This is a genomic window from Streptomyces sp. NPDC127595 (assembly GCF_042671685.1).
GTDB lineage: Bacteria > Actinomycetota > Actinomycetes > Streptomycetales > Streptomycetaceae > Streptomyces.
Map to the genome: position 1 here is coordinate 11740 of NZ_JBHXWK010000001.1, position 24695 is coordinate 36434.

22 protein-coding genes are annotated in these 24695 nt (G+C 71.4%); 14 read left to right on the forward strand and 8 right to left on the reverse strand.

Annotated features, from left to right (window positions below; translation table 11 throughout):
• Positions 1–151 precede the first annotated feature (151 nt).
• Together ACFVKT_RS00060 and ACFVKT_RS00065 are read left to right on the forward strand one after the other, a co-directional pair.
• Complete coding sequence (locus ACFVKT_RS00060; RefSeq protein ID WP_385725876.1) at positions 152–1399, forward strand: aminotransferase class I/II-fold pyridoxal phosphate-dependent enzyme; 1248 nt, start codon at positions 152–154, stop codon at positions 1397–1399.
• Complete coding sequence (locus tag ACFVKT_RS00065) at positions 1396–2526, forward strand: MBL fold metallo-hydrolase (protein WP_385725878.1); 1131 nt, start codon at positions 1396–1398, stop codon at positions 2524–2526. Before ACFVKT_RS00060 ends, ACFVKT_RS00065 begins: the two co-directional genes overlap by 4 nt.
• Positions 2527–2555: 29 nt before the next feature.
• On the opposite strand, the gene ACFVKT_RS00070 is transcribed toward ACFVKT_RS00065, so the two are convergent.
• A complete protein-coding gene (locus ACFVKT_RS00070; protein WP_385725880.1) occupies positions 2556–3179 on the reverse strand; it encodes a DedA family protein in 624 nt (207 codons plus the stop codon).
• A gap of 121 nt (positions 3180–3300) precedes the next feature.
• Positions 3301–4074 (reverse strand): MBL fold metallo-hydrolase, encoded by a 774-nt coding sequence (locus ACFVKT_RS00075; protein ID WP_385725882.1) that lies wholly within the window; start codon positions 4072–4074, stop codon positions 3301–3303.
• 112 nt (positions 4075–4186) lie between these two features.
• Between ACFVKT_RS00075 and ACFVKT_RS00080 the strand changes: the two genes are divergently transcribed.
• From ACFVKT_RS00080 to ACFVKT_RS00110, 7 genes are all read left to right on the forward strand, one after another.
• The gene (locus ACFVKT_RS00080) at positions 4187–4627 is read left to right on the forward strand and encodes a hypothetical protein (RefSeq protein ID WP_385725884.1); all 441 of its coding nucleotides are present in this window, start codon (positions 4187–4189) and stop codon (positions 4625–4627) included.
• Positions 4628–4762: 135 nt separating this feature from the next.
• Complete coding sequence (locus ACFVKT_RS00085; protein WP_385725886.1) at positions 4763–6865, forward strand: phage holin family protein; 2103 nt, start codon at positions 4763–4765, stop codon at positions 6863–6865.
• A gap of 120 nt (positions 6866–6985) precedes the next feature.
• Positions 6986–8047 (forward strand): ATP-binding protein, encoded by a 1062-nt coding sequence (locus ACFVKT_RS00090; protein ID WP_385725888.1) that lies wholly within the window; start codon positions 6986–6988, stop codon positions 8045–8047.
• Between the two features lie 193 nt (positions 8048–8240).
• Complete coding sequence (locus ACFVKT_RS00095; RefSeq protein WP_385728053.1) at positions 8241–9977, forward strand: hypothetical protein; 1737 nt, start codon at positions 8241–8243, stop codon at positions 9975–9977.
• A 99-nt stretch (positions 9978–10076) separates the two neighbouring features.
• Entirely contained in the window at positions 10077–10505 is a 429-nt protein-coding gene (locus tag ACFVKT_RS00100; protein WP_385725890.1) for an OsmC family protein, read from the forward strand.
• 195 nt (positions 10506–10700) lie between these two features.
• The gene (dnaK, locus tag ACFVKT_RS00105) at positions 10701–12608 is read left to right on the forward strand and encodes a molecular chaperone DnaK (protein WP_385725892.1); all 1908 of its coding nucleotides are present in this window, start codon (positions 10701–10703) and stop codon (positions 12606–12608) included.
• Positions 12609–12674: 66 nt separating this feature from the next.
• Complete coding sequence (locus ACFVKT_RS00110) at positions 12675–13958, forward strand: esterase-like activity of phytase family protein (protein WP_385725894.1); 1284 nt, start codon at positions 12675–12677, stop codon at positions 13956–13958.
• A gap of 73 nt (positions 13959–14031) precedes the next feature.
• On the opposite strand, the gene ACFVKT_RS00115 is transcribed toward ACFVKT_RS00110, so the two are convergent.
• The 4 genes from ACFVKT_RS00115 to ACFVKT_RS00130 all read right to left on the reverse strand — a co-directional run bounded on the left by ACFVKT_RS00115 (position 14032) and on the right by ACFVKT_RS00130 (position 18480).
• Positions 14032–15489 (reverse strand): DHA2 family efflux MFS transporter permease subunit, encoded by a 1458-nt coding sequence (locus tag ACFVKT_RS00115; protein ID WP_385728055.1) that lies wholly within the window; start codon positions 15487–15489, stop codon positions 14032–14034.
• A gap of 263 nt (positions 15490–15752) precedes the next feature.
• Entirely contained in the window at positions 15753–16568 is an 816-nt protein-coding gene (locus ACFVKT_RS00120; RefSeq protein ID WP_385725896.1) for an SAM-dependent methyltransferase, read from the reverse strand.
• Between the two features lie 88 nt (positions 16569–16656).
• Positions 16657–17520: a helix-turn-helix domain-containing protein gene (locus ACFVKT_RS00125; protein WP_385725898.1), complete on the reverse strand. Its 864-nt coding sequence runs from the start codon at positions 17518–17520 to the stop codon at positions 16657–16659.
• A 129-nt stretch (positions 17521–17649) separates the two neighbouring features.
• Positions 17650–18480, reverse strand: coding sequence for a helix-turn-helix domain-containing protein (locus tag ACFVKT_RS00130; RefSeq protein WP_385725900.1), 831 nt, complete (start codon positions 18478–18480; stop codon positions 17650–17652).
• A 36-nt stretch (positions 18481–18516) separates the two neighbouring features.
• On the opposite strand from ACFVKT_RS00130, the gene ACFVKT_RS00135 reads away from it, so the two are divergent.
• The 4 genes from ACFVKT_RS00135 to ACFVKT_RS00150 all read left to right on the forward strand — a co-directional run bounded on the left by ACFVKT_RS00135 (position 18517) and on the right by ACFVKT_RS00150 (position 21789).
• Positions 18517–19584 carry an ADP-ribosylglycohydrolase family protein gene (locus ACFVKT_RS00135; protein WP_385728057.1) on the forward strand — a complete coding sequence of 356 codons (1068 nt, stop codon included), beginning with the start codon at positions 18517–18519 and terminating at the stop codon, positions 19582–19584.
• Positions 19585–19687: 103 nt separating this feature from the next.
• Complete coding sequence (locus ACFVKT_RS00140; protein WP_385725902.1) at positions 19688–19993, forward strand: 4a-hydroxytetrahydrobiopterin dehydratase; 306 nt, start codon at positions 19688–19690, stop codon at positions 19991–19993.
• 5 nt (positions 19994–19998) lie between these two features.
• Positions 19999–20748, forward strand: coding sequence for a class I SAM-dependent methyltransferase (locus ACFVKT_RS00145; RefSeq protein WP_385725904.1), 750 nt, complete (start codon positions 19999–20001; stop codon positions 20746–20748).
• Positions 20749–20895: 147 nt separating this feature from the next.
• A complete protein-coding gene (locus ACFVKT_RS00150; protein ID WP_385725906.1) occupies positions 20896–21789 on the forward strand; it encodes a class I SAM-dependent methyltransferase in 894 nt (297 codons plus the stop codon).
• A 40-nt stretch (positions 21790–21829) separates the two neighbouring features.
• On the opposite strand, the gene ACFVKT_RS00155 is transcribed toward ACFVKT_RS00150, so the two are convergent.
• Positions 21830–22780, reverse strand: coding sequence for a GNAT family N-acetyltransferase (locus ACFVKT_RS00155; RefSeq protein ID WP_385725908.1), 951 nt, complete (start codon positions 22778–22780; stop codon positions 21830–21832).
• A 173-nt stretch (positions 22781–22953) separates the two neighbouring features.
• Here ACFVKT_RS00155 and ACFVKT_RS00160 point away from each other — a divergent pair, with 173 nt between their 5' ends.
• Positions 22954–23655 carry an SDR family oxidoreductase gene (locus ACFVKT_RS00160; RefSeq protein ID WP_385725910.1) on the forward strand — a complete coding sequence of 234 codons (702 nt, stop codon included), beginning with the start codon at positions 22954–22956 and terminating at the stop codon, positions 23653–23655.
• Between the two features lie 71 nt (positions 23656–23726).
• Here the strand turns inward: ACFVKT_RS00160 and ACFVKT_RS00165 are convergent, their stop codons facing one another.
• Positions 23727–24518 (reverse strand): aldo/keto reductase, encoded by a 792-nt coding sequence (locus tag ACFVKT_RS00165; RefSeq protein WP_385728059.1) that lies wholly within the window; start codon positions 24516–24518, stop codon positions 23727–23729.
• Positions 24519–24695 lie beyond the last annotated feature (177 nt).

The window sequence follows — 24695 nt, forward strand, 5'->3', positions numbered from 1 at the left end:
GCCCGGTCCACGGACGGCGGCAGACCCCCGGCCCAGAGACCGCCCGGTCCACGGACGGCGGCGGACTCCCGGCCCAGAGACCCCCCGGCCCCCAGTCCCGAGTACGACCCGGCACTGCACCACAGATTGCGCGGAATGCGCGGAGGCACCTATGCGGCGGACGCATCCGGAAGGGCACGGGCCCGTCCGCTACGGGCCGCCGCTTCCCGATCAGGGTCTGCCCGTGCTCCCGGAACTGCGTGCCGTGCTCGCCGCCGCCGCGGACCGGCCCGACACCGAGCCCTCGGGCGGCGGACCGGCGCTCCTGGACGCGGCCTGCGGCTACTGGGCCCGGCGTGGCCTGCCCACCGCACCGGACAGGGTGGCCGCCGCACCAGGCGCCCCCGCACTGCTCCTCGCGCTGACCGGCGCGCTCGGCGGCGACGTCCTGCTGCCGCGGCCGTGCGCCGCCTGGTGGGCGCCGCAGGCACGCCTGCTGGGAAGATCCGTGTTCCATGTGGCGACGCCCGCGGAGTGCGGCGGTGTGCCGGATCCGTACGCCCTCCTGGAGACCGTACGCAGAGTGCGTGCCGAGGGCGGCGACCCGCGGCTCCTCGTTGTCTCCGTCGCGGACGACCCCACCGGCACCGTCGCGCCCCCCGAGGTGGTCCACGAGACCGTCGAGGCCGCGGTGGGCGAGGGACTGCACGTCGTCAGCGACGAGACCTGGCGTGACACCCTGCACCAGCCGCGGGACACCGTGCTGCTCAGCCCCGCCGAGATGCTCCCCGGCGAGGTCACCGTCCTCACGGACCTCGCCGGCCCCTTCCTGCCGCAGGGCTGGCCCGCCGCCGTCGCCCGCTTCGCCGACAACGACTCCGGCGTCCGGCTGCGCGCCCGCGTCCTCGACGTACTCACCGCCCTCGGCGCCAGGGTCGCCGAACCCGTCGCCGCGGCCGCCGCGTACGCGCTCGGCGAGCCCGACGCGATCACCACACGGCTCACGGCCTCCGTACGCCTCCACGCGCGCGTGGCCGCCGCCGCGCACCGGGCGGTGGTCGGCTCCGGTGCCCTCGCGCGGCCCCCGCGGGCCGGCAGACACCTGTACGTGGACCTCGGACCGCTGCGCTCCGCGCTCGGCGCGCACGGTGTGGGTGACGCACAGGACCTGGAGGACTTCCTGACCGCCCGGCTCGGCCTGCCCGCGCCGGGCGGCCACCGGTTCGGCGACGAACTCGCCGCGCTCCGGGTACGGCTGGCCACCGCGCCGCTGCTCGGGACGACGGACGAGGAACGGGTGGAATGCCTCACGTCACCCTCGACGCTGGAACCGCCGCATGTGCAACGCGCGTTGACCCTGTTGGAGTCGGCCTTCGACGATCTCCGAGATGACGCTCAGCGATGGGAGCCTCCTCGATGACGCAGCAGTCCGAGTCGACCACGAGCAGCTCTACGACATCCACGACCACGCGGGACGCGGATGATCCGGCGTCCTCCCCGGCCCCGACCCCGACCCCGACCCCGACCTTGGCGCAGCCCGAGGCAGGTGTCTCTCCACTGTCCCCGCTGTCTCCTCCCGTTCCGCTCGCCGAGCCCCGTCCGCTCGGCGAGCGGCGTCTCTGGCCGCGGTCCTTCGCGGACCGGCTGACGGCGCCGCTGCCGGGGCTGCGGGCCCTGGCGCGGTTCGCTCGCGAGGGCGCGCTGCGGCCGCGCCCCGCCGGTCTTGCCGATATCCCGGCGCTGCCGTTCGAGCCGGGGCCACTGCCCCGGGCGGGCGCGCACACCGTCGCCGTCTCCTGGGCGGGGCACGCGAGTTGGGTGATCCGTGTCGGCGGGCTCACCGTCCTCACCGACCCGGTCTGGTCCCGCAAGATCCTCGGTACCCCGGCCCGGATCACGCCCGTCGGCGTGGCCTGGAGCGCGCTTCCGCGCGTCGACGCCGTCGTCATCAGCCACAACCACTACGACCACCTGGACGCGCCGACCCTGCGCCGACTCCCGCGGGACACACCGGTGTTCGTACCGGCCGGACTCGCACGCTGGTTCAGGCGCCGCCGGTTCACCCAGGTCACCGAACTCGACTGGTGGGAGGCGGCCGAACTCGACCGTGTCCGCTTCGACTTCGTCCCCGCGCACCACTGGTCCAAGCGCAGCCTCACCGACACCTGTCAGACGCTCTGGGGCGGCTGGGTCCTCACCGCGCCCGACGGACAGCGCGTGTACTTCGCGGGCGACACGGGATACGGCCACTGGTTCGCCCACATCGGCCGCCGCTATCCGGGCATCGACCTCGCGCTGCTCCCCATCGGTGCGTATGACCCCCGGTGGTGGCTGAGCGATGTGCACTGTGACCCGGAGGAGGCCGTTCGAGCCGCCGTCGATCTCGGCGCCCGGCGGATGGCGCCCATGCACTGGGGGACGTTCGTCCTCTCCGCCGAGCCGGTTCTCGAACCGCTGACCCGGGTCCGGGCGGCCTGGGAGAGGGCGGGGCTGGACCGGGAGGATCTGTGGGACCTGCCGGTGGGGGGTTCCCGGGTTCTGGGGTGAGTCTCCCGGGCTCCAAGGGGCCCGAGCCCCTACTGGGGCGCCGTCCTGCGCACCCGGCGCCACACACCGGGCAGCAGGCTGATCACCACCGTCAGGACCACCGCCGCCACGACGCCCTCCCAGGGCTCGCTGAAGAGGGAGCCGCCCGCGACGCCGATGAGCTGGTAGGTCGCCGCCCAGGCCAGGCAGGCGGGGATGTCGCCGCGGGCGAAGGTGCGCAGCGGCATCTTCGCCAGCAGGCAGGCGAGCATCACCGGGATGCGGCCGGCCGGGACGAGCCGGGAGAGGACCAGCACGGCGATGCCGTGGTCGCCCAGTTTCTCCTGGGCCTGGGCGAGGCGGTCCTCGGGGGCGCGGGCGCGCAGCGCCTCCAGCCAGCGCGAACCGTTCTTGGAGTTCATCCCGCGCTGCCCCAGCCAGTACAGCGTGACATCACCGAGGAACGCGGCGAGCGCCGCCACCGCGAAGACCAGCAGCATCGCGAGCGGCGCCGTCTGGTGAAAAGCCACCACGGCCGCCGAACTGACCAGCGCGCCCGTCGGCACCACCGGCACCAGCGCGCCCAGCAGCACCAGCACGAAGAGCGTGGGATACCCGATCGCCTGCTGCGCGGTCTCCGGTGCCGTGGTCGAGGCCGCGGCCAGGAAACTCACCGGACCACCTCCGGACGCGCACACAGCCTCGCCGCCGCTGAGGCGGCCGGCGCGGATATGACCGTCACTTCGCGCTCTCTGGATGTGCGTTCGCGCCCGGGGCCGCGGCGGTCGGAGACCGTCACCTCGCGACCTCCGGCCGTACGCTCTCGCCGTGGCCGAGCAGGTGCACCGCGACCTGAGGCGCGCGTTCGGCGGCGAGGCGCACGAACTCCTCGCCCGGCGCGTGGAATTCGTGGGGGCGCACGGCGTCCAATCCGATCGGCCAGTACGTGCCGTAGTGCACCGGCACAGCGCTGCGTGGCATCAGCCGGACGAGCGCCTCGGCCGCGCGCCCCGCGTCAAGATGTTCTTCCCCGAGATGCGGTCCCCATCCGCCGACGGGCAACAGCGCGACATCGACCGGTCCGACCTCCTCGGCCATCGACTCGAACAGCCCGGTGTCCCCGGCGAAGTACGTGCGTGCCTCACCCTCGACCACGAACCCCAGGGCGGGCACCCGGTGCGGACCGAGCGGCAGCCGCCGCCCGTCATGGCACGCCGACACGGTACGTACGACCACGTCACCGGCGTCAGTCCGGTCGCCGGGCGCCACCTCGGTGAGCAGCAGATGGTCCAGCCGGCGCAGCGCGGGCACCGCGCGCGGCGCACCCCGGGGCACCAGGACGCGCGTCCCGGGCGCGAGCCGCGCCAGCGAGGGCAGATGCAGATGGTCGGAGTGCAGATGGGAGACGAGCACCACGTCGGCCACCGCGGCCGACGGCGGGGGCGGCGCCCCGCGCCTGCGCCTGAGGTGTGCGAGCCGGCGCGCGAAGAGCGGGTCCGTGAGCACGCGCGTGCCGGAGTCCTCCAGCGTGCAGGTGGCGTGCCCCCACCAGGTGATCTCCACCGGCACTTCTTTGCCTCCTTCGCGCGACTCCCCCCGAGCCTACGGGCAGGAGTAGGGTCTGCGACGAAACCCGGAGGTGAGGGGGGACGCCATGGGAGAAGCGCGCGGTGCCGCAGGCATGCATGCCCTCAGGTGCCCGCCCGGCGAGGCGGGGCCCCTGTCGCTTCGTGTGACGGCGATCGCGAGCCTGACTCCCCTGGAGGAACTGGACGCGGACCCGTTCCTCGTGGACTCCCGCAGCCAGCACGCGATGTGCGCCCGCTGGGCCGCCGAACACGGGTACGTCGTCACGCGCGAGTTACTCGTACGGGGTCTGCGTCCTGACCACCGGACCCTGTGGGCCGACGTCGAGGCGGGCCTCGTCGATCTGTTCGTCGCGCCCAGCCACCGCGTCCTGGAGCGCGCCCTCGCCTCGGTGGACGAGTTCACCGCCGAGTGCTCACGCCGCGGTGTACGGGTCGAGACCGTCGGCAGCGCGGAACCCTCGTACGACGCCCAGATGAAGGCCCGGGTCCACCGCCGCCTGTCGATGCCGACGGCGGGGTACGACGGCCGCTGAGCGACAGCCCGTCCCCTTGAGCCGCTGAGCCGCTGAGGCGCTGACCTGCGATCCGGCTCGTAACCTGGTGACAATCGGCCGTGTCAGTCCGTTGTGACAGGGTGGAAGCAGGCCTCGCGGACCGGGCGGGCCGGGATGCGAGGTGGGCAGGGCGTGGGCGGCGGGGGATGGCGGCGGGTTCTCAGCGGGGTGTGGCGGAGTGTCGCGGTGTGGGCCGTGTCCACGGTCACGATGCTTGTTCTCGCCGGTGTGCTGCCCGACTTCGAGCTGGAGACGGACACCGGTGACAGCGCCACCCGGATCGCGATCACCGCGGGGGTCGGCGCGGGCGTCTTCGGTCTGCTGTCCTCATTGGTGTGGCCCCTCCTCGTCAGAGCGCTGCTGCTGGTGCCCGCGCTCGTCCTGGGGCTGCTCGTCTTCTTTCTCAACGGGTCCTTGCTGCTGATCGCCCTGCGGATCAATCCCTCCGGGCGGGGCGAGGCCGCACCCGAGACCGCCGTGGTCGTGGCCGCCGTGATGTCCGCCGTCGCCTCGGCCACCGGTGGTGCCCTCGCCGTACGGGACGACGACGCCTACCGGCGCAGGCTGTACCGGCTCGCCGACCGGCGTCGCAGGCGCGCCGACGGGCAGGCGGGCCCCTCGACCCCCGCCGCCCTCTTCCTCCAGCTCGACGGAGTCGGTCACGACGTACTGCGGGAGGCCGTCGGCAAGGGACTCATGCCGACCGTGGCGCAGTGGCTGGGCAGCGGCGGTGTGAGGCCCCGCGCCACCCACCGGCTCATCCACTGGCGCACCGACTGGTCCAGTCAGACCGGCGCCAGTCAGCTCGGCATCCTGCACGGCAGCAACCATGACGTCCCGGCCTTCCGGTGGTACGAGAAGGACAGCCAGGAGGTCATGGTCTGCAACCGGCCCAGCAGCGCCGCCGAACTCCAGCGCCGGGCCGTCGAGTACACGGGTGACGGGGGACTGCTCACCGTCGACGGAGCCAGCCGCGGCAATCTCTTCAGCGGCGGCGCCGACCAACTGGCCCTGGTGCTGTCCATGGCCGCGCGGAGGGGCAAGGAGAACCGCTCCCGCTCCGGCTACTTCGCGTACTTCAGCGACCCCGCCAACGCCGTCCGCACCGCCATGTCCTTCGTCGCCGAGGTGTTCCGGGAGATCGGCCAGTCCACCCGGTGCCGTGCCAGGAAACAGCGTCCGCGCGTCAATCGAGGCGGGCTGTACCCCTTCATCCGCGCCTTCGCGACCATCGTCGAGCGGGACGTCGTCGTCGCCGCGGTGATCGGCGACATGCTCGCCGGGCGCAACTCGGTCTACGCCGACCTGGTGGGGTACGACGAGGTGGCGCACCACTCCGGGCCGCGCAGCCGCGACGCGGAGAAGGTCCTGGCCCGCCTCGACCGCTCGCTCGCGCTGATCGCGAAGGTCGCCGAGCACGCCCCGCGGCCGTACCGGATCGTGCTGCTCTCCGACCACGGCCAGAGCCCGGGGGAGACCTTCCTGACCCGCTACGGGCTCACCCTCGGCAACCTGGTCCGCGCAGGCTGCGGGCTGCCCGTGCCGCGCAAGGCGCGGCGCACCCACAGCGGCGCCGAGGCGCGGGCGGCCGTGCGGGCCGCGCTGCGCAGGCCCGTCGAGGAGGGCGCCGAACAGCACCGGCCCTCGCGCGGCGCCGAGCCCGTCGTGCTGGCCTCCGGCAACCTGGGACTCGTCTCCTTCCCGGACGTGCCGCACCGGATGAGCCGCGAGGAGATCGACCGGCGCCATCCCGCGCTGCTGTCCACGCTCGCCAACCATCCCGGTGTCGGCTTCGTCCTCGTACGCAGCGAGGAGTACGGCGGACTCGTCCTCGGCGCGCACGGAGCGGAGGTTCCGGTGGACGAGCTCGACGACGAACACCCGGGCCCGCTGGCCGACTTCGGCCCCGGAGCCGCCGACGCCGTCCGGCGCACCCACTCCTTCCCGCACGTCGCCGACATCATGGTCAACTCCTGGTACGACCCCGCGGAGGACGAAGTCCTCGCCTTCGAGGAGCAGATCGGCTCGCACGGCGGACTCGGCGGCGCCCAGGGACGGCCCTTCCTGCTGTCGCCGGTCGCGCTGTCCCTGCCCGTCGAGGACGGAGCCGAACTGGTCGGCGCGGAGCAGGTGCACCACGTACTGCGCCGGTGGCTGCGCGAGTTGGACGGCCCTCAAGTGCCGCTGGGGATACAGCCGGACGAGCGGGCTGCCTAGGACAGGTCCTCGTCACGCGCGCCGGAAAATGGGCTGCGGTGAACGGTTCCCGCGCACACACTGGCCGCACCGGACATCGCACACCTGCGCGTCCTACCCGTACACCCCTGGAGCACTTGCGTGCAGGCAGCCGTCACCGTCACTCCCGCCCGTATACCGGAGCTGCTGCTCGGTCTCGCGACCGTTCGGCCGGTCTTCCTCTGGGGTGCTCCGGGCATCGGAAAGTCCTCCCTGGTAAGGGAGTTCGCCGAGTCGCTGGGCCTGGAGTGCGTGAGCCTGCTCGGTACCCAGCTCGCGCCCGAGGACCTCATCGGGGTCCCGCAGATCCGCGACGGGCGCTCGGTGTTCTGCCCGCCGGAGGCGATCGCCCGCGACGAGCCGTACTGCCTGTTCCTGGACGAGCTGAACGCGGCGACGCCGGACGTCCAGAAGGCGTTCTACTCGCTGATCCTGGACCGCCGTATCGGCAACTACGAGCTGCCGAAGGGCTCGATCGTGATCGGCGCGGGGAACCGCGCCACGGACAACGCCCTCGCGCGCCCCATCTCCTCCGCGCTGATCAACCGCCTGGCCCATGTGCATCTGGAGGCGTCCTCGAAGGACTGGCTCGGGTGGGCCGCCGCCAACGACATCCACCCGTGGGTCCTGGACCATCTCACCGACCGCCCCGACCACCTGTGGTCCAAGCCGCCCAAGACGGAGGAGCCCTTCTCCACGCCCCGCTCCTGGCACATGCTGTCCGACGCCCTGCGCTCCTTCGGCCCGGACCTCGACGAGGGCACCCTGAAGGTGATCGCGCACGGCACGCTGACGCCCGCGCACGCGGTCGCCTTCTGCGGCTACGTCAAGATCGTGCGCAGCCGGTTCGGTATCGAGGCCATCATCAAGGGCGAAGCCCGCTGGCCCAGCCGCATCGAGGACCGCGACCTGCTCTACTACCTCGCCGAGTCCTTCCGCGGCCGCCTCGTCAAGGAGCTGCCCGCCAGGAAGGAGCACGCCTCGGAGCACGGGCGGCAGACCGCGTTCCGCGCCAAGTCGCTGCTCGTCCAGCTCGCCGAGATCTCCGTCGAGGTCGCCCAGAGCGTCATCGCGTCCGACCTCGACGGCAACCCCGTACTGCCCGCGTGGTTCCTCGTGGAGGCGGCACGCGACATGCCCCGCCTGGTGGAGGCGCGGCGGTGAGCAGCGAGTGGAGGGTCGGGGCGCGGCGATGAGCGGCGAATTCAGGGTCGGGGCGCGGCGATGAGCAGCGAGTGAAGGGCAGGGCCGCGGCGATGAGCAGCGAGTGCACGGTGGAGGCGCGGCGGTGAGCCGTAGGCGCAAGCAGGGCGACAAGGAGAAGCCGGATCCGGCCGCCGAGGCCTTCGCGGAGGGGATGCGGCTGGTGCGGGGCAACCGCGCGCTGGCCGCCGTCGAGTTCAGTGTCTGCCGTCAGAAGGACTGCCCGGCAGGGCCCCGCGACGGCCTCGTCCTCGTCGACTCCAGCGGAGTGCTGCATGTGCACCCCACCCGCCGCGCGGAGCCGGCCGAGTGGGCCTGGGCCGCCGCGCACGCCGTCATCCACCTCGGCTTCGGCCATGTCCCGGCGGCCACCGGCGAACGCGTGCAGCCCGACCGCTTCGACCTCGCCGCCCGCTGTGCCGTCGTCAACCGCTTCCTGCTCGGCTTCCCGATCGGCCAGACCCCCGAGGACCTGCCGGCCTCCTACCCCGCCGGCGACGAGGAGCAGCTCGCCGCGCGCTGGCGCCGCGAGGGGATTCCGGCGGAGTACGAGCGCTGCGGTACGGCCGGTGGTGAGCCGGACCAGCTCCTGGTGACCTGGCACACCTGGAACGGCGGCACCGCGCCCGACTGGCAGCTCGCCTTCGCACACGCGCTGACCCGGACCATGGCCGCCGCGATGGACATGGCGGGCGGCCGCCGCGACTCCATGCGCGGCGGCCCCACCCAACTGCAGCCCTGGGAGAAGGCGCTGAGCTGGTTCGTGTCCTCCTACCCCCTCCTCGGTGGCATCGCGGCCGGCATCACCGTCGTCGCCGACGCCGAACTCGCCCGCGCCCACGGCATTTCCATCGCCGCGGTCAACGCGGAGGCGGCCGAGATCTACATCAACCCGCTGCGCCAATTCGACGACGAGGAATGGCGGTTCGTCCTCGCCCACGAGATGCTGCACGCCGCCCTGCGCCACAGCGACCGCTGCGGCACCCGCGACCAGTTTCTCTTCAACATCGCCGCGGACTACGTCATCAACGGCTGGCTGTGCGACATGCAGGTCGGCGTCATGCCCGAAGGGCTGCTGTACGACGTGGAATTGCGGGATCTGTCGGCGGAGGAGGTGTACGACCGGATCGCGACGGACCTGCGCCGGATGCGCCGCCTGTCCACACTGCGCGGCAAGGGCGTCGGCGACATGCTCGGCGGCCCGCTCGGTTCACCGCGCGACTACGTGGACCTCGACGAGTTCTACCGCAGGGGCCTGGCCCAGGGACTCGACCTGCACCAGCGGGAGGAGCGCGGCTTCCTGCCCGGCGGCCTGGTCGAGGAGATCCGCGCGCTCAGCCATCCGCCGCTGGCCTGGGACGCCCAACTCGCCCGCTGGTTCGACGAGTTCGTGCCCCGCCCCGAGCCGCTGCGGTCGTACGCGCGTCCCTCCCGCCGCCAGGCGGCGACCCCGGACATCCCGCGCGCGGGCCGCTACTTCCCGCCCGAGGAGATCGCCCGCTGCACCTTCGGCGTGGTTCTCGACACCTCGGCCTCCATGGACCGCACGCTCCTCGGCAAGGCGCTGGGTGCCATCGCCTCGTACGCCGAGGCCCGTGACGTACCGGCCGCACGCGTCGTCTTCTGCGACGCCGCCCCGCACGACGCCGGATATCTGCCGGTGACGGAGATCGCCGGGCGGGTACAGGTGCGCGGGCGCGGCGGTACGGTCCTGCAGCCGGGCATCGATCTGCTGCACCGCGCGGACGACTTCCCGCCGGGCGCGCCCATGCTGGTCATCACGGACGGCTGGTGCGACGTCCTGCGGGTACGGCGCGAGCACGCGTACCTGATTCCGCAGGGCGCGCGGCTGCCGTTCACCGCGCGGGGGCCGGTGTTCCGGGTGAGTTGAGGGGGCGCGAGCCGCATCAACTGGGTGGTCCGGGCGGAGGTGTGATCGGATGGGGGATACGGAACCCCGGTAACGGGACCACACCCGAAAGGACTCATCGTGGCAACCACGCGCTCTGCACACACCGTCTGGGAAGGCAACCTGCTCGAGGGCAACGGCGTCGTCACCTTCGACTCCTCCGGCGCCATCGACGAGCAGCCCGTGACGTGGGCGTCGCGCTCCCAGGACGCGAACGGCAAGACCAGCCCCGAGGAGCTGATCGCGGCCGCCCACTCCAGCTGCTTCTCCATGGCGTTCTCGCACGCCCTCGCGGGGGCCGGTACCCCGCCCACCAAGCTCGTCACCTCCGCCGACGTCAGCTTCCAGCCGGGCGAGGGCATCACCGGCATCCACCTCACCGTCGAGGGCACGGTGCCGGGCATCGAAGAGGACGCCTTCATCGCCGCGGCCGAGGACGCCAAGAAGAACTGCCCGGTAAGCCAGGCGCTCACCGGCACGACGATCACCCTGTCGGCGAAGCTCGCCTGACGGTCCAGTAGGCACTACGGCGCCGCGGTCCCCGGAGGGGGTCGCGGCGCCGTCATGTTCCGGGCCGCCGTACAAGGCCTCCGTCCGGGCCCGCCCATGCCCGCCCGTCCCCACCCGGGGCTCCCGCCCCATTGACAAGAACGCACTCAAGTTTTGTGCTTGGGGGCGGGCAGAACCGGGCGGAAGGGGACGGACATGGCACGTGCGGTCGGGATCGATCTCGGTACGACGAACTCCGTGGTCGCTGTTCTGGAAGGCGGCGACCCCACGGTCGTGGCCAACGCGGAGGGTGCGCGCACCACGCCCTCCGTGGTGGCCTTCGCCAAGAACGGCGAGGTGCTCGTCGGGGAGGTCGCCAAGCGGCAGGCCGTGACGAACGTGGAGCGCACCGCGCGTTCCGCCAAGCGTCACATGGGAGATGCGAGCTGGCGCTTTCCGGAGACGGGCGCCATCGACGGCACCCGGTACCGCGCGCAGGAGCTGGCCGCGCGCGTCCTGCAGAAGCTGAAGCGGGACGCCGAGGCGTATCTCGGCGAGGACGTCACGGACGCCGTGATCACCGTGCCCGCCTACTTCGACGACGCGCAGCGCCAGGCCACCAAGGAGGCGGGCGAGATCGCGGGGCTCAAGGTCCTGCGGATCATCAACGAACCGACGGCCGCGGCCCTGGCGTACGGGCTCGACCGGGGCGAGGAGCAGACCGTACTCGTCTTCGACCTGGGCGGCGGGACCTTCGACGTCTCGCTCCTGGAGATCGGCGACGGCGTGATCGAGGTCAAGGCCACCAACGGTGACACCAAACTGGGCGGCGACGACTGGGACCAGCGGATCGTCGAGCATCTCGCCCAGCGGTTCAAGGCCTCGCACGGTATCGACCTCGGACACGACAAGATGGCGCTGCAACGGCTGCGCGAGGGCGCCGAGAAGGCCAAGATCGAGCTGTCCAGCGCCTCCGAGACCACCGTCAACCTGCCCTACATCACCGCCACCGCCGACGGCCCGCTGCACCTCGACGAGAAGCTGACGCGCGCCCAGTTCCAGGAACTGACGGCCGACCTGCTCGACCGCTGCAAGAACCCCTTCCACCAGGCGGTGAAGGACGCGGGCGTGAAGCTGTCCGTGGTCGACCGGGTCATCCTGGTCGGCGGCTCGACCCGGATGCCGGCCGTCACCGACCTGGTGAAGGAACTCACCGGCAAGGACCCGCACAAGGGCGTCAACCCGGACGAGGTCGTCGCCGTGGGCGCCGCGCTCCAGGCGGGTGTCATCCGCGGTGACGTCAAGGACGTCCTGCTGCTCGACGTCACCCCGCTGTCCCTGGGCATCGAGACCAAGGGCGGCATCATGACCAAGCTCATCGAGCGCAACACCACGATCCCGACCCGGCGTTCGGAGATCTTCACGACCGCCGTGGACAATCAGCCCTCGGTCGGCATCCAGGTCTACCAGGGCGAGCGCGAGATCGCCGCGTACAACAAGAAGCTCGGCGTCTTCGACCTCACGGGGCTGCCGCCCGCGCCGCGCGGGGTGCCGCAGATCGAGGTCGCCTTCGACATCGACGCCAACGGGATCATGCACGTCTCCGCGAAGGACCTCGCCACGGAACGCGAGCAGAAGATGACCGTCACCGGCGGCTCCGCGCTCCCCAAGGACGACATCGACCGCATGATGCGCGAGGCCGAGCAGTACGCCGACGAGGACCGCGGGCGCCGTGAGGCCGCCGAGACCCGCAACCAGGCCGAGCAACTCGTCTACCAGACCGAGAAGTTCCTCCGGGAGAACGAGGAACGCATCCCCTCCGACACGAAGCCGGAGGTCGAGTCCGCCATCGCGGAGCTGAAGGAACTCCTGGAGGAGCCCGCCGACACGAGCGCGCTGCGGGCCGCCGTCGAGAAGCTCGCCACGGTGAGCCAGCGGATGGGGCAGGCGATGTACGCGCAGGCCCAGCAGGCGCCGCCGCAGACGCCCCCGCAGGACGAGCCGGCCACCGAGCATGCCCCGAGCGAGGAGGAGGGCGTGGTGGACGCGGAGATCGTGGACGAAGAGAGGGAAAGGGGTGGAGATGCGGACACGGGGAAGGATGCGAGGGGTGGTGCTGCCTAGTACAGCGGGGCCTGGTGTTGCCCGGTGTTCGGCCGCCCGTCACCCGGCCTCCCTAACGTGCGGGTCATGAAGAGACTTTCGATCACGGTCAGCGCAGTCGCGCTGACCGTCGGACTCGCGTCGCCCGCCATGGCCGACCGCGACTCCGAGAACCTCGGTCAGACGACGGACCTCGGTCAGGCCACGGACCTCGGTCAGGCCACGGCTTCCGGTGAGGCCACCGCCTCCGGTCGGACCACCCCCTTCGGCCAGGCCACGCTGACCGGTTTCGCCTCGCTTCCGGCCGAGACGTTCGTCCCGAACAGCGAACCGTCCGGCTCGGCCGTCGGCGCGGGTCCGTTCAACGGCATCACCGGCCCGTTCGCCGACCAGCCGGTCCAGGGCTTCAGCGGCGCCGTCAACCGCCACGACGGCAGCTACGACGTGCTGTCCGACAACGGCTACGGCAACAAGGCCAACAGCGCCGACTTCCTGCTGCGCATACACCGCGTCGAGCCGGACACCAAGACCGGCAAGGTCAAGGTCCTGGGCGGCTTCAACCTCAGCGACCCGTACCACAAGGTGCCGTTCCCGCTCACCCGGACCGACCGGGTGCTGACCGGCGCCGACTTCGACGTCGAGTCCATCGTGCGGGCGTACGACGGCTCGTACTGGCTGGGCGACGAGTTCGGCCCGTTCCTGCTGCACTTCTCCTCGACCGGCAAGCTTCTCGAAGCCCCGATCTCGCTCGACGGAGTGCAGGCGCCGGAGAACCCGTACCTGAACGGTGCCCAGCCGACCACCGGCAGCAGCAAGGGCTTCGAGGGCATGGTCCGTTCGGTCGACGGCCGGCACCTCTACCCGCTGCTCGAAGGCACGGTCAACGGTGACACCCCCGGCGACCTGCGCTTCAGCGAGTTCGACCTGAAGATCCGGGACTACACCGGGAAGCGTTTCACCTACCGGCTGGAGTCGCCCTCCAACGCCATCGGTGACGCCATCGCCGTCGACAGGAACCGCTTCCTGGTCATCGAGCGTGACGGTGGCCAGGGCGCCGACGCCAAGTTCAAGCGGATCTACCTCGCCGACACCCGCGACCGCAACGGTGACGGGGTCATGGACAAGACCCTCGTGGCCGACCTGATGAACATCGCGAACCCGAAGGGCCTCGGCGGCTTCGGGGAGACGTTCACCTTCCCGTTCACCACGATCGAGGACGTCGTCCTCCTCGACAACCGGACGCTGGCAGTCCTGAACGACAACAACTTCCCGTTCTCCTCCGGCCGTACGCCCGGCAAGGCGGACAACAACGAGTTCATCACCTTCAAGCTCACCGAGAGCCTGAAGGCGGACAAGCGAGCCCTCAAGTAACTCCGCACCAGCCGGACTTCAGCACCGCCGCGCCGGCCGCGGCCCGAACCGCATCGGGTCGCGGCCGGCCGCGTCACATGTGCACCGCCTGGCTCGCCGCCTGCTGCGTGGGCACCTCGCGGCGGTAGAGCGCCAGCGTCACGACGAACCCGATCGCGAAGAACAGCGCCGACCACCAGTACGCGGTCGAGTAGCTCTCCATCGAGGCCTGCGCCTGCACCTGTGCCGTGGGCTGCTTGCCGACGAGGTAGCTCGTCGCCGCGCTCGTGGCGAGGGTGTTGAGCAGGGCCGTACCGATCGAACCGCCCACCTGCTGGCTGGTGTTGACCATCGCGGAGGCCACGCCCGCATCGTGCGCGGCGACGCCGGACGTCGCCAGGTTCATCGCCGTGGCGAAGATCATGCCGAGGCCGAGGCCGGCCATCAGGAGCGGCGGCAGCACGTGCTGGGGGTAGTTGCTGTGGAGACCGAGCGCGGTCAGCCAGGCCATCGCGGCCGAGGCGAGGGCCATGCCGAGCGGAACGATCGGTTTCGGACCGAGCTTCGGCACCAGGTAGTTGGTCGTGGTCACGGACATGACCACCATCACGGCGACCATGGGCAGGAACGCCAGCCCCGTCTTGATCGGCGAGTAGTCCAGGATCTCCTGGAGGTAGTAGGTCAGGAAGAGGAAGACGCCGAACATGCCGGCACCGGCGATGAACATCGCGAGGTACGACGCGCCGCGGTTGCGGTCCAGGACCACGCGCAGCGGCAGCAGTGGATGCTCGGCCCGTGTCTCCCACCAGGCGAATCCCACGAGAAGGACCGCGCCGACCACGAGGAAGCCCCACGTCTTCACGTCGCTCCACGAGGACGTCTCCGCGTTCGAGAACCCGTAGACGATGCAGAACAGCCCGGCCGACACCAGAAGCGTGCCCGGCACATCCAGCTTGGGCCGGTCCGCGGGTTTTCCGGCGTGCAGGAGCCGCGCCCCGCCGACCATGGCCACGGCGGCGAAGAAGACGTTCACGTACAGGCACCAGCGCCAGTCCAGGTACTCGGTGAGTACGCCGCCCAGGAGCAGTCCCACCGCGCCGCCCGCGCCCGCGATGGCGCCGTAGATGCCGAACGCCTTGGCGCGCTCGCGTGGATCCGTGAACGTCGTCGTGAGGAGCGAGAGGGCGGCCGGCGCGAGCAACGCGCCGAACAGCCCCTGGAGGGCACGGGCCCCCACCAGCATCGCGAAACTGGTCGCGGCACCGCCGAGCGCGGAGGCCAGGGCGAAGCCCGCGAGCCCGGCGAGGAACACGACCTTGCGGCCCACCAGGTCCGCGATGCGCCCGCCGAGCAGCAGCAGGCTGCCGAAGGCGAGCGCGTACGCGGTGACGACCCACTGGCGGTTGCCGTTGGTGAAACCCAGGTCCTTCTGCGCGGACGGCAGCGCGATGTTCACGATCGTCGCGTCGAGGACGACCATGAGCTGCGCGATACCGACCACCGCGAGGATCAGCCACCGGTGCTCGTGACTGCCACCGGTGGCCTGCGGCACATCGCCGCCGGGCGGCGCGGCCTGAAGGCCCCGCGCGGGCTCGGGTACGGACGTGGCTTCGGGCGAGTGGTCCAAGACGGCCTCCAGGTACCCCCGACCCAACATAAATGCATCGCCCATGGACGGCGACCGGGGCCGGCGGCTCGGCCGCGGACCGGAGTGCCCCCGCCGTCAGGGCAGCTCGCAGCACGCGCCCTTGCCCGCCCCCAGGTCGAACCTGGGGGCGGGCAGTGCATTGCGTCCGCTCATGGCGTCCACACGGGTCAGGACTTGCGGGCGACCCCCGCGTACAGGGGCACAATGCCCTCCGCCTTGGCGGCCACGTCCACGGGTTCGGGCCGCCAGTCGACGGCCGGGACCACGCCCGGCTCCAGCAGCTCCAGGCCGTCCAGGAAGCGGGAGAACTCGGCGTGGGTGCGCGGGTGGAAGGGCGTGCCGCTCTCCCGGAAGAGTGCCGCGACCTTCCCGATGGTCGCGGCGCTGAGGTCCGGGGTGACCTGGGAGAGGACCACGAAGCTGCCGGGGGCGAGGGCGTTGACGTACCTGCCGACCAGGCCGTACACGTCGTCGCCGTCGGGAGCGTCGTCGAGGTAGTGGGTGAGCGCGACCAGCGACAGCGCGACGGGCCGGCCGAGATCCAGGTACTCGGAGGCCAGGCGCAGGATGGTGTCGGGGTCGCGGACGTCGGCGTGCACGTACTCGGTGGAGCCCTCGGCGGTGCCCTGCAGCAGTGCCTCGGCGTGCCGCAGGACGATCGGGTCGTTGTCGGCGTAGACCACCCTCGACTCGGGGGCGATCTCCTGGGCGACCTGGTGGAGGTTGGGCTCGGTGGGAATGCCCGTGCCGATGTCCAGGAACTGACGAATCCCGGCCCGGGCCGCGACCCGGGTGGCCCGGTGCATGAACCGGCGGTTGGAGCGCGCACTGCGCACCGCGGCCTCGTCCACGCCGAGGATCTTGCGGGCCAGTTCCTCGTCCACCTGGTAGTTGTCCTTGCCGCCCAGCCACCAGTCGTACACCCGGGCGGGATGCGGCCGACTGGTGTCGATACGGATGGACTCGGCGTCACTTCCGGTCACAACAGTGCTCCTCGGTGTCGGGTCTTCAATTGCGTTCGGCAACGGGCTCAGTGATGGGTTCAGCGATCAGGGGGTACGTTTCTGCAGTTCAGAAGCGCGCCCGGAACTCCTGGAGGATCTGCTTGGTGCGCTGGGCGGAGGACGCGTGGGCCGTCATGTGGTCCAGGACCTCCAGGTGCAGGGCCACCTCGATGCGCGAGTCGAGGTAGAGGGCACCGGACACGTACTCGCTGTAGACCATGTCGGGCAGCTCCGGCTCCGCGAAGCGGAACAGCGCGAAGGACGTGTACGTCCCCGGGTGCGGGCCGTTCGCGAACTCGGCGACCTGGAGCGTGATGTGATCGTGCTCGGCCTCTTCCAGAAGCCGGTCGATCTGGTCGCGCATGACCGAGCTGTCGATGCTCACGGGGCGCCGCAGCGCCGTCTCGTCCATGATCACCCAGAGGTGGGGCGGGTTCTCGCCGGTGAGCAGACCCTGCCGCTTCATCCGCAGCGCCACATGCCGCTCGATGGCCTCCGGACCCGTCTGCCCGACCGTTCCCGCCTCCAGCACGGCCCGCGCGTAGTCCTCGGTCTGCAGCAGCCCGGGCACGAAGTGCGGTTCGTACGAGCGGATCAGCCGGGCCGCGCCCTCCAGGCTGACGTACAGGCTGAACCACTCCGGCAGCACGTCGTGGAACCGCTGCCACCAGCCCGGCCGGTTCGCGTCCTCGGCGAGCCCGACGAAGGCGGCCACCTCGTCGGAGGCCACGCCGTAGGTCGTCAACAGCACCTGTACGTAAGGGATTTTGAGCGCGACCTCGGCCATCTCCATCCGCCGTACGGTCGCCGGGGCCACACGCAGTACGCGCGCGGCCTCCTCCCGCTTGAGGCCCGCTCTCTCCCGCAGCTCCTGGAGCCTCCGCCCCAGAACCACCTGACCCACCGTGGGCGCGGGCCGCCGCTCACTCACGCCACGCCTCCCCAAGCGCCGAAGTACACGCGCAGTGTGTCATGTTCCCCCACGGCCCTCACAGGGTCGGCCGGGTCACCCCGGCCTCGCCTCAGGAAACGAGGCTCTGATCAGGAGAGGAGGCCCTGATCAGGAAACGAGGCTCTGAAGGTACTTGGCCGTCGCCGGGTCGGCCGGGAGGAACGTCTCGATGGCCAGCTCGGAGACCGTCACGTCCATCGGGGTGTTGAAGGTCGAGATGGAGGAGACGAAGGACAGGACCCGGCCGTCGTGCTCGATCCGCATCGGGAGCGCGAAACAGGGGACGGCGTCGAAGAGTTCGTCCTCCCGGCCGGGATCCGGGACCGGGTACGCGGCCACCTCCTCGTACAGCGCGCGCAGCGGCTCGGAGCGGCTGAGCGCGACCTGCCGTTCCATCTGGTCGAGCAGGTGGCCGCGCCAGGCGTGGAGGTTGCGGATGCGCGGCGCCAGGCCCTCGGGGTGAAGGGTGAGACGCATCGCGTTCAGCGGGGGCGTGAGCAGGGCTTCGGGGATGCCGTCCAGGAGCATGGTGATGCCCTGGTTCGCGGCGAGGACGTTGTAGGTGGCGTCGACCACCAGCGCGGGATACGGCTCGTAGCCCTGGATCAGCCGTTCCACGCCCTCGCGCAGGGCGTTCATCGCCGGGTCGTCGAGCGGGGTCTCGGCGTAGTGGGGCGCGTATCCGGCGGCCAGCAGCAGCGCGTTGCGTTCCCGGACGGGGACCTCCAGGTGCTCGGCCAGCCTGAGCACCATCTCCTCGCTCGGCCGGGAGCGGCCGGTCTCGATGAAGCTGATGTGCCGCGAAGACGAACCGGCCCGCAGCGCCAGCTCCAACTGACTCACCCGCCGCTGCTCCCGCCAGCCGCGCAGCAGCGGCCCGACGCCCTTGCCGGCGGGGGCACTTGGAAGCGGGGAGGCACTCGGCGCGACAATGCTCATACGAGGACCGTAGTCGAGGAGTGGTGCGTGAACGAGATGGGGAACCGGCGGCCGGTCCGGGAGGCCGAGGCGGTCTACCGGGCACGGGTACGCGGCTGTCTGCTGGGCGGGGCGATCGGGGACGCGCTCGGCTATCCCGTCGAGTTCGACTCGCTGGAACGGATCCGCGCCGCGCACGGCCCCCGCGGGGTGACCGGCCTGGTCCCCGACGGCGACGGCGTGGTGGGCCGCGTCAGCGACGACACGCAGATGACCCTGTTCACGGCGGAGGGCGTCCAGCAGGCGCACACGCGCGAGCGGCTGAAGGGCATCGGGGGCGGCTGGTCCCGGCTGGTGCGATGGGCGTACGGGCGGTGGCTGGACACACAGCTGAAGGCCGGCCCCGACCAGGACGTCCACGGCGGACTCGCCGCGCAGAGCTGGCTGTACGCGCGACGGGCGCCCGGCAACGCCTGCCTCTCCGGACTCCAGCAGGAGGACCACGTCCCCGACCCGGCGGCCGTGCTCGGCCCGCCAGGGCCGGTCAACTCCGACTCCAAGGGCTGCGGCGCGGTCATGCGCTCGGCACCCTTCGGCCTGGCCAGGACATCGGCCGAGACCGCGTTCGGCATGGCCGCCCGCTGCGCCCAGATGACCCACGGCCACCCCACGGGCTACTACGCCTCCGGCGCTCTCGCCGCGATCGTCACGCACCTGGTCTCCGGCGACTCCCTGGAGGGCGCCGTCCTGCGCACGCTGCGGCTGCTGGGCCGCCACCCCGGCCACGAGGAGACGACGGCCGCCCTGAACAGGGCCCTCGACCTGGCCTCCGAAGGCGCCCCGAGCGCCGAGAAGCTCGAATCCCTCGGCGCCGGCTGGATCGCCGAGGAGGCCCTGGCCATCGGCGTCTACAGCGCCCTCGCCACCCCCCAGGTCACCGACGCCCTCCTCCTCTCCGTCAACCACTCCGGCGACAGCGACTCCACCGGCTCCCTCTGCGGCAACCTCCTAGGCGCCCTGCACGGCGACCACGGGCTGCCGCACGAATGGCTGGAGCGGATCGAGGGACGCGCCACGATCACGGTCCTGGCGGACGACTTCGCGGCGGAGTGCGTACGGGCCTGAGCGCGTCCACCGGGAGCTCAGCCGGAGCCGGGTTCCGGGGACTGTGGCACGCTGAGGAACAGCCCCGAACGCACCCTCTCGCCGTACGAATGGAGCCCAGGTCATGCCCGTCGAACCGCTGGCGCAGAAGGAGATCGAGGAGCAACTGGCGGAGCTGCCGGGCTGGTCCCTGGACGGCGACCGGATTGCCCGCACCTACCGGCTCGGCTCGCACTTCGCGGCGACCGGTCTGGTCGTGCACATCGCGCAGGTGCAGGACGAACTCGACCACCACTCCGACCTCACCCTCGGCTACAACACCGTCGCCCTCACCGTGAACACCCACAGCGTCGGCGGCGCGGTCACGGAGCTCGACCTCACGCTCGCCCGCAGGGTCGAGGAACTGGCCCCCGGGCACGGCGCGCGCTGACCCGCATGCTGGACTACGACAAGGAAGCCGAGGCGTACGACAGCACGCGCGGCGGTGAGCCGAGGGCCACGGCGGCCGCCGACGCCGTACTCGGCCTCGTCCCCGAAACCGCGCGCACTCTGCTCGACGTGGCCTGCGGCACCGGGATGGTCACCCGGCGGCTGGCAGCCGGGCGCCCGGGACTGCGGGTGACGGGAGTGGACGCCGCGGACGGCATGGCGCGGATGGCGGCGGCCCGGCTGCCGGGCGCCGTGGCACTCGCCGACAGCCGCCGACTTCCTTTCCCCGAAGGGGAGTTCGACGCCGTGACCACTGTGTGGCTGTTGCATCTGATGGACCGCCCCGGGGACGCGCGGGCCGTCGTCTCCGAGTGCGCGAGGGTGCTGCGGCCAGGCGGGGTGTACGTCACCACCGTCGACAAGGCCGCCGCGCACGACGTCGGCAGCGACATCGACGCCGTGCTCGCCCCGCGGCCGCGCCGCCCCGCCCAGGACCGGGCCGAGCGCGTCGCGTCGTACGCCGTCGAGCACGGACTCGTCCCGGCGGGCCGGGCCCGGTTCCGGGGCCACGGTCAGGGCCGCAGCCCCCGCGGCACGACGGCGGACCTGCGCCGGGGCTGGTTCACCCAGCTGGCGCCGGACGACCCCTTGACCGAGCAGTTCATCGCCCGCATCGAGGCTCTCCCCGAACAGGAAGTCCCGCGTACCGACCCGGAGTTCACCCTGCTGGCCTTCAGGAAACCGTCCCTCGGGTGAGGCTGCGACCCAGTTCGGCGTACCCGGTGTTGTGGCCGATGCCGACGCACCTGTGCCGCCCCGGGATTTTGCTGTTTGCGCAACACGAGTAGCCGTTTCCGGGAGTGGCGGAGCACGCTGTCCACACCCGGACGAGAGGCTCGGAACATGGCACACGATCATGACCACACGCATGAGGGTCACCCGGCGCACGACCACGCGCACATGGACTTCGCCCAGATGCTGCCCTACCTGGAACAGGAGGCCGAGCTGTCCTCCCCGCTCTACGCGAGCGTGGCGGCGTGGCTGCGTGAGTGGCAGCCCGAGCCCGAGATGATCGTGGACGCGGGCAGCGGACCCGGCGTCGTCGCCTGTCTCCTCGCCGGCACCTTCCCGCAGGCGCGGGTCGTCGCCGTGGACGCCGTGGAACCCCTCCTGGAGCGGGCCCGCGAGCGCGCCGACAGGCTCGGCCTCGCCGACCGCTTCAGCACCCTGCGGACCGAGCTCGACGACGGACTTGACGACCTGGAATACCCCGCCGACCTGCTGTGGGCCAGCAGGTCCCTGCACCACGTCGGCGACCAGCGGGCCGCTCTCGCGGGTTTCGCGCGGGCGCTCGCACCCGGCGGCGCGGTGGCCCTCCTGGAAGGCGGACTGCCGGCGCGCTACTTCCCGCGCGACCTCGGGATCGGCCGCCCCGGCCTGCAGTCCCGCATCGACGCGATCCAGGAGGAGGGGTTCACCACGATGCGGGCCGAGCTGCCCGGTGCGGTGGCCGAGACGGAGGACTGGCCCGCCCTGATGAACGCCGTCGGGCTGCGCCACACCGCCACCCGCACGTTCCTCCTCGACCTGCCCGCCCCCCTCGCGGACGACGCCCGCACCTTCGTCGTCTCCGCCCTCACCCACCGCCGCGAGGTCCTCGGCGAGCACCTCGACGCCGACGACCTCGCCACCCTCGACCGGCTCCTCGACCCGGACGACAAGGCGAGCGTGCATCACCGGCCGGACGCGTTCCTGCTGATGGCACACACCGTGTACGTGGGAGTGAAGCCGGAGTAGCCACTCGGCCGGCCCCCGGAGCAGGGAGCGACGCGCTCGGTCAGACCGGGCGGATCAGCTCCCAGGTGTCGACGGCGAAGTCGAGAGTCATGCCGTGCCGTTCGTACAGCGCGAGCGCGCCCGTGCTGTTGTCCGTGTCCACGCCGAGGCCGATCCGGTCGCGGCCCCGCGCCGCGAAGTGCCCGAAGGCGTGGCGCAGCAGATAACTGCCAAGGCCCTGGCCCCGGGCCTTGCGCAGGACGCCGATACTGGCGATCCAGGCCGCCGAGTCGCCCTTGTCGGTGCTGCGCAGCGCCGCCACGTCCCCGAGGCCGTCGAGGTGCGCGATCCAGACCAGTGACCAGTCGACCCGCTCGGCGTCGATGTCGTCCAGCCACTGCTCGTACGTACGCGGCTGGAAGTCGAAGTGGTCGGCGAAGGATTCCTGGAGCAGTGCGTGGGCGAGTCGGCGGTCCGGCTCGGTGGGACAGGGGCGCAGGGCCACACCGGGCGGAGGGGCAGGCAAGGGGTCGGCGGTGCCGGACAGTTGACGGTCCATCACGTTGTAGCGGCGGACCGGGAGCCAGCCCCGTCCGCGCAACGCCGCCAGGTCCAGGGTGGGGGCGATGTTGAGGTGCAGGTGCACCACCGCTCGTACCGCCCCGTTGGCGGCCGCGCGCTCCGCGGCCCGGGTCTCCATCAGGCCGAACAGGTGCTGGGTCCCCTGCGGCTGGTCGGGCAGCGTGTAGAGGTCCATGTCGATCCGCTCGCCGCCGGACTCGTCCCACAGCAGGCCGTATCCGACCAGCCGGGCGTCGTCGAAGAGCAGCCAGGAGTCGTGCTCCAGGTCGGTCTCGGGGTGCTTCAAGTCCGTCTGGATCTCGGTCAGTTCGGTGTCGGCGCGACCGATCTCCAGCAGGTCGATCTCGTTGAGCAGCGCGTGCACCGCCGCCGCGTCGTCGAACGTCGCCGGGCGCACGGTCAGGCCGGACGGTGGGGTGGGCATGCTCATGGATCCACTGTCCGTCGACGCCCGCCCGGCACGCAACGGAGTTTCCCGCTGGGGGCGCCGGCGCCAGGCATGCCCCGCCCGGCCGAGATTGAGGCCACTTGACTTCGAGCGCGCTCCAAATGATGGACTTCCCGCGTTCACCTGAACCGCATGGCCAACGTATGGGGGAAACCATGACCGACTCGCCTGTAGCGCTCATCACCGGCGGCGGCAGCGGTATCGGCGCCGCTGTCGCACGGAGGCTCCTTGACGCCGGGCACCGGGTGACGGTCACCGGGCGGGGCGAGGAGCGGCTGCGCGGATTCGCCGAGGAACTCGGCCGCCCCGAGGGCCTGTTGACGATCGCCGGGAACGCGGCCGAGTACGACCATGTGCAGGCGGCGGTCGAGGCGACGCTCAAGGAGTTCGGGCGGCTCGACACCGTCATCGCCAACGCCGGCTTCGCCACGCACGACACCGTCGCCGAGGGCGACCCCGCGGGGTGGCCCGAGATGGTGCTGACCAACGTGCTGGGTCCCGCGCTGCTGATCAGGGCCTCCATCGACGCCCTCAAGGAGACGCGGGGGCGGATCGTGCTGGTCGGCAGCGTCGCGGGTCATGTGCACGGCCCGGGCAACATCTACGGGGCGACGAAGTGGGCCGTCACCGGGCTCGCCGAGAACACCCGGCGTCAGGTCACCGAGTTCGGGGTCGGCGTCACCCTGATCTCGCCCGGGCGCGTGGAGACCCCGTTCTGGGACAGCTACGGCAGCCTGCCGCCCGGCCATCTGCTGACTGCCGACCAGCTCGCCGAGTCGATCGTCTGGGCGATCCGGCAGCCGGAAGGGGTCGATGTGAACACGGTGGTGGTGCGGCCGATCGGGCAGCCGGTCTGACGGACCCTCCGAGTACGACGTCGGCCCGGACGCGCGGTGCGCATCCGGGCCGATCCCGGTGTCTGTGCGGGTCAGGCGCCGTTGAACGTCGCCGGGTCGGGACCCAGGCGGCGGTTCTCGTTCAGGGCGGAGATCGCCGCGATGTCCTCGGCGTCCAGGGAGAAGTCGAAGACGTCGATGTTCTCCTTGATCCGGGACGGGGTCACGGACTTGGGGATCACGACGTTCCCCAGCTGAAGGTGCCAGCGCAGCACGATCTGGGCCGGGGTGCGGCCGTGCTTCTGGGAGATGGCCACGATCGCCGGCACTTCGAGGAGGCCCCTGCCCGAGCCGAGCGGGGACCAGGCCTCGGTGGCGATGCCCTGCTCCGCGTGGAACTCACGCGCCGCGATCTGCTGAAGTTGCGGGTGCAGCTCGATCTGGTTGACGGCCGGGATGACGGATGTCGCCTCGATCAGCGACTCCAGGTGCTCCGGAAGGAAGTTGGAGACACCGATGGCCTTGGCGCGGCCGTCCGCGTAGATCTTCTCGAAGGCCTTGTACGTGTCGACGTACTTGCCCCGCTTGGGCGTCGGCCAGTGGATCAGGTACAGATCCACGTACTCCAGGCCGAGCTTCTCCAGGGACGTGTCGAACGCGCGCAGGGTGGAGTCGTACCCCTGGTCGCCATTCCACAGCTTGGTGGTGACGAAGAGATTCTCACGGGCGACTTCGGAGGCGGTGATCGCCTTGCCGGTGCCCTCTTCGTTGCCGTAGATCGCAGCCGTGTCGATGCTGCGGTACCCGGCCTCCAGCGCGGTGGCGACCGCCCGCTCCGCCTCGTCGTCCGGCACCTGCCAGACGCCGAAACCGAGCTGCGGCATCTCGACGCCGTTGTTCAGGATGATCGGGGGGACCTTGCTCACGAGCTCTCGATCCTTCAGTCGTCGGGTGATACCACCATCGTCAACGATCACGGGCCGTGTCGCATTCCTGGTCGGTGGATTCGCCACCCGACCGACCCCGCCACCGCGCCTAGCGAGGAGGCTCACGCCTGGTGA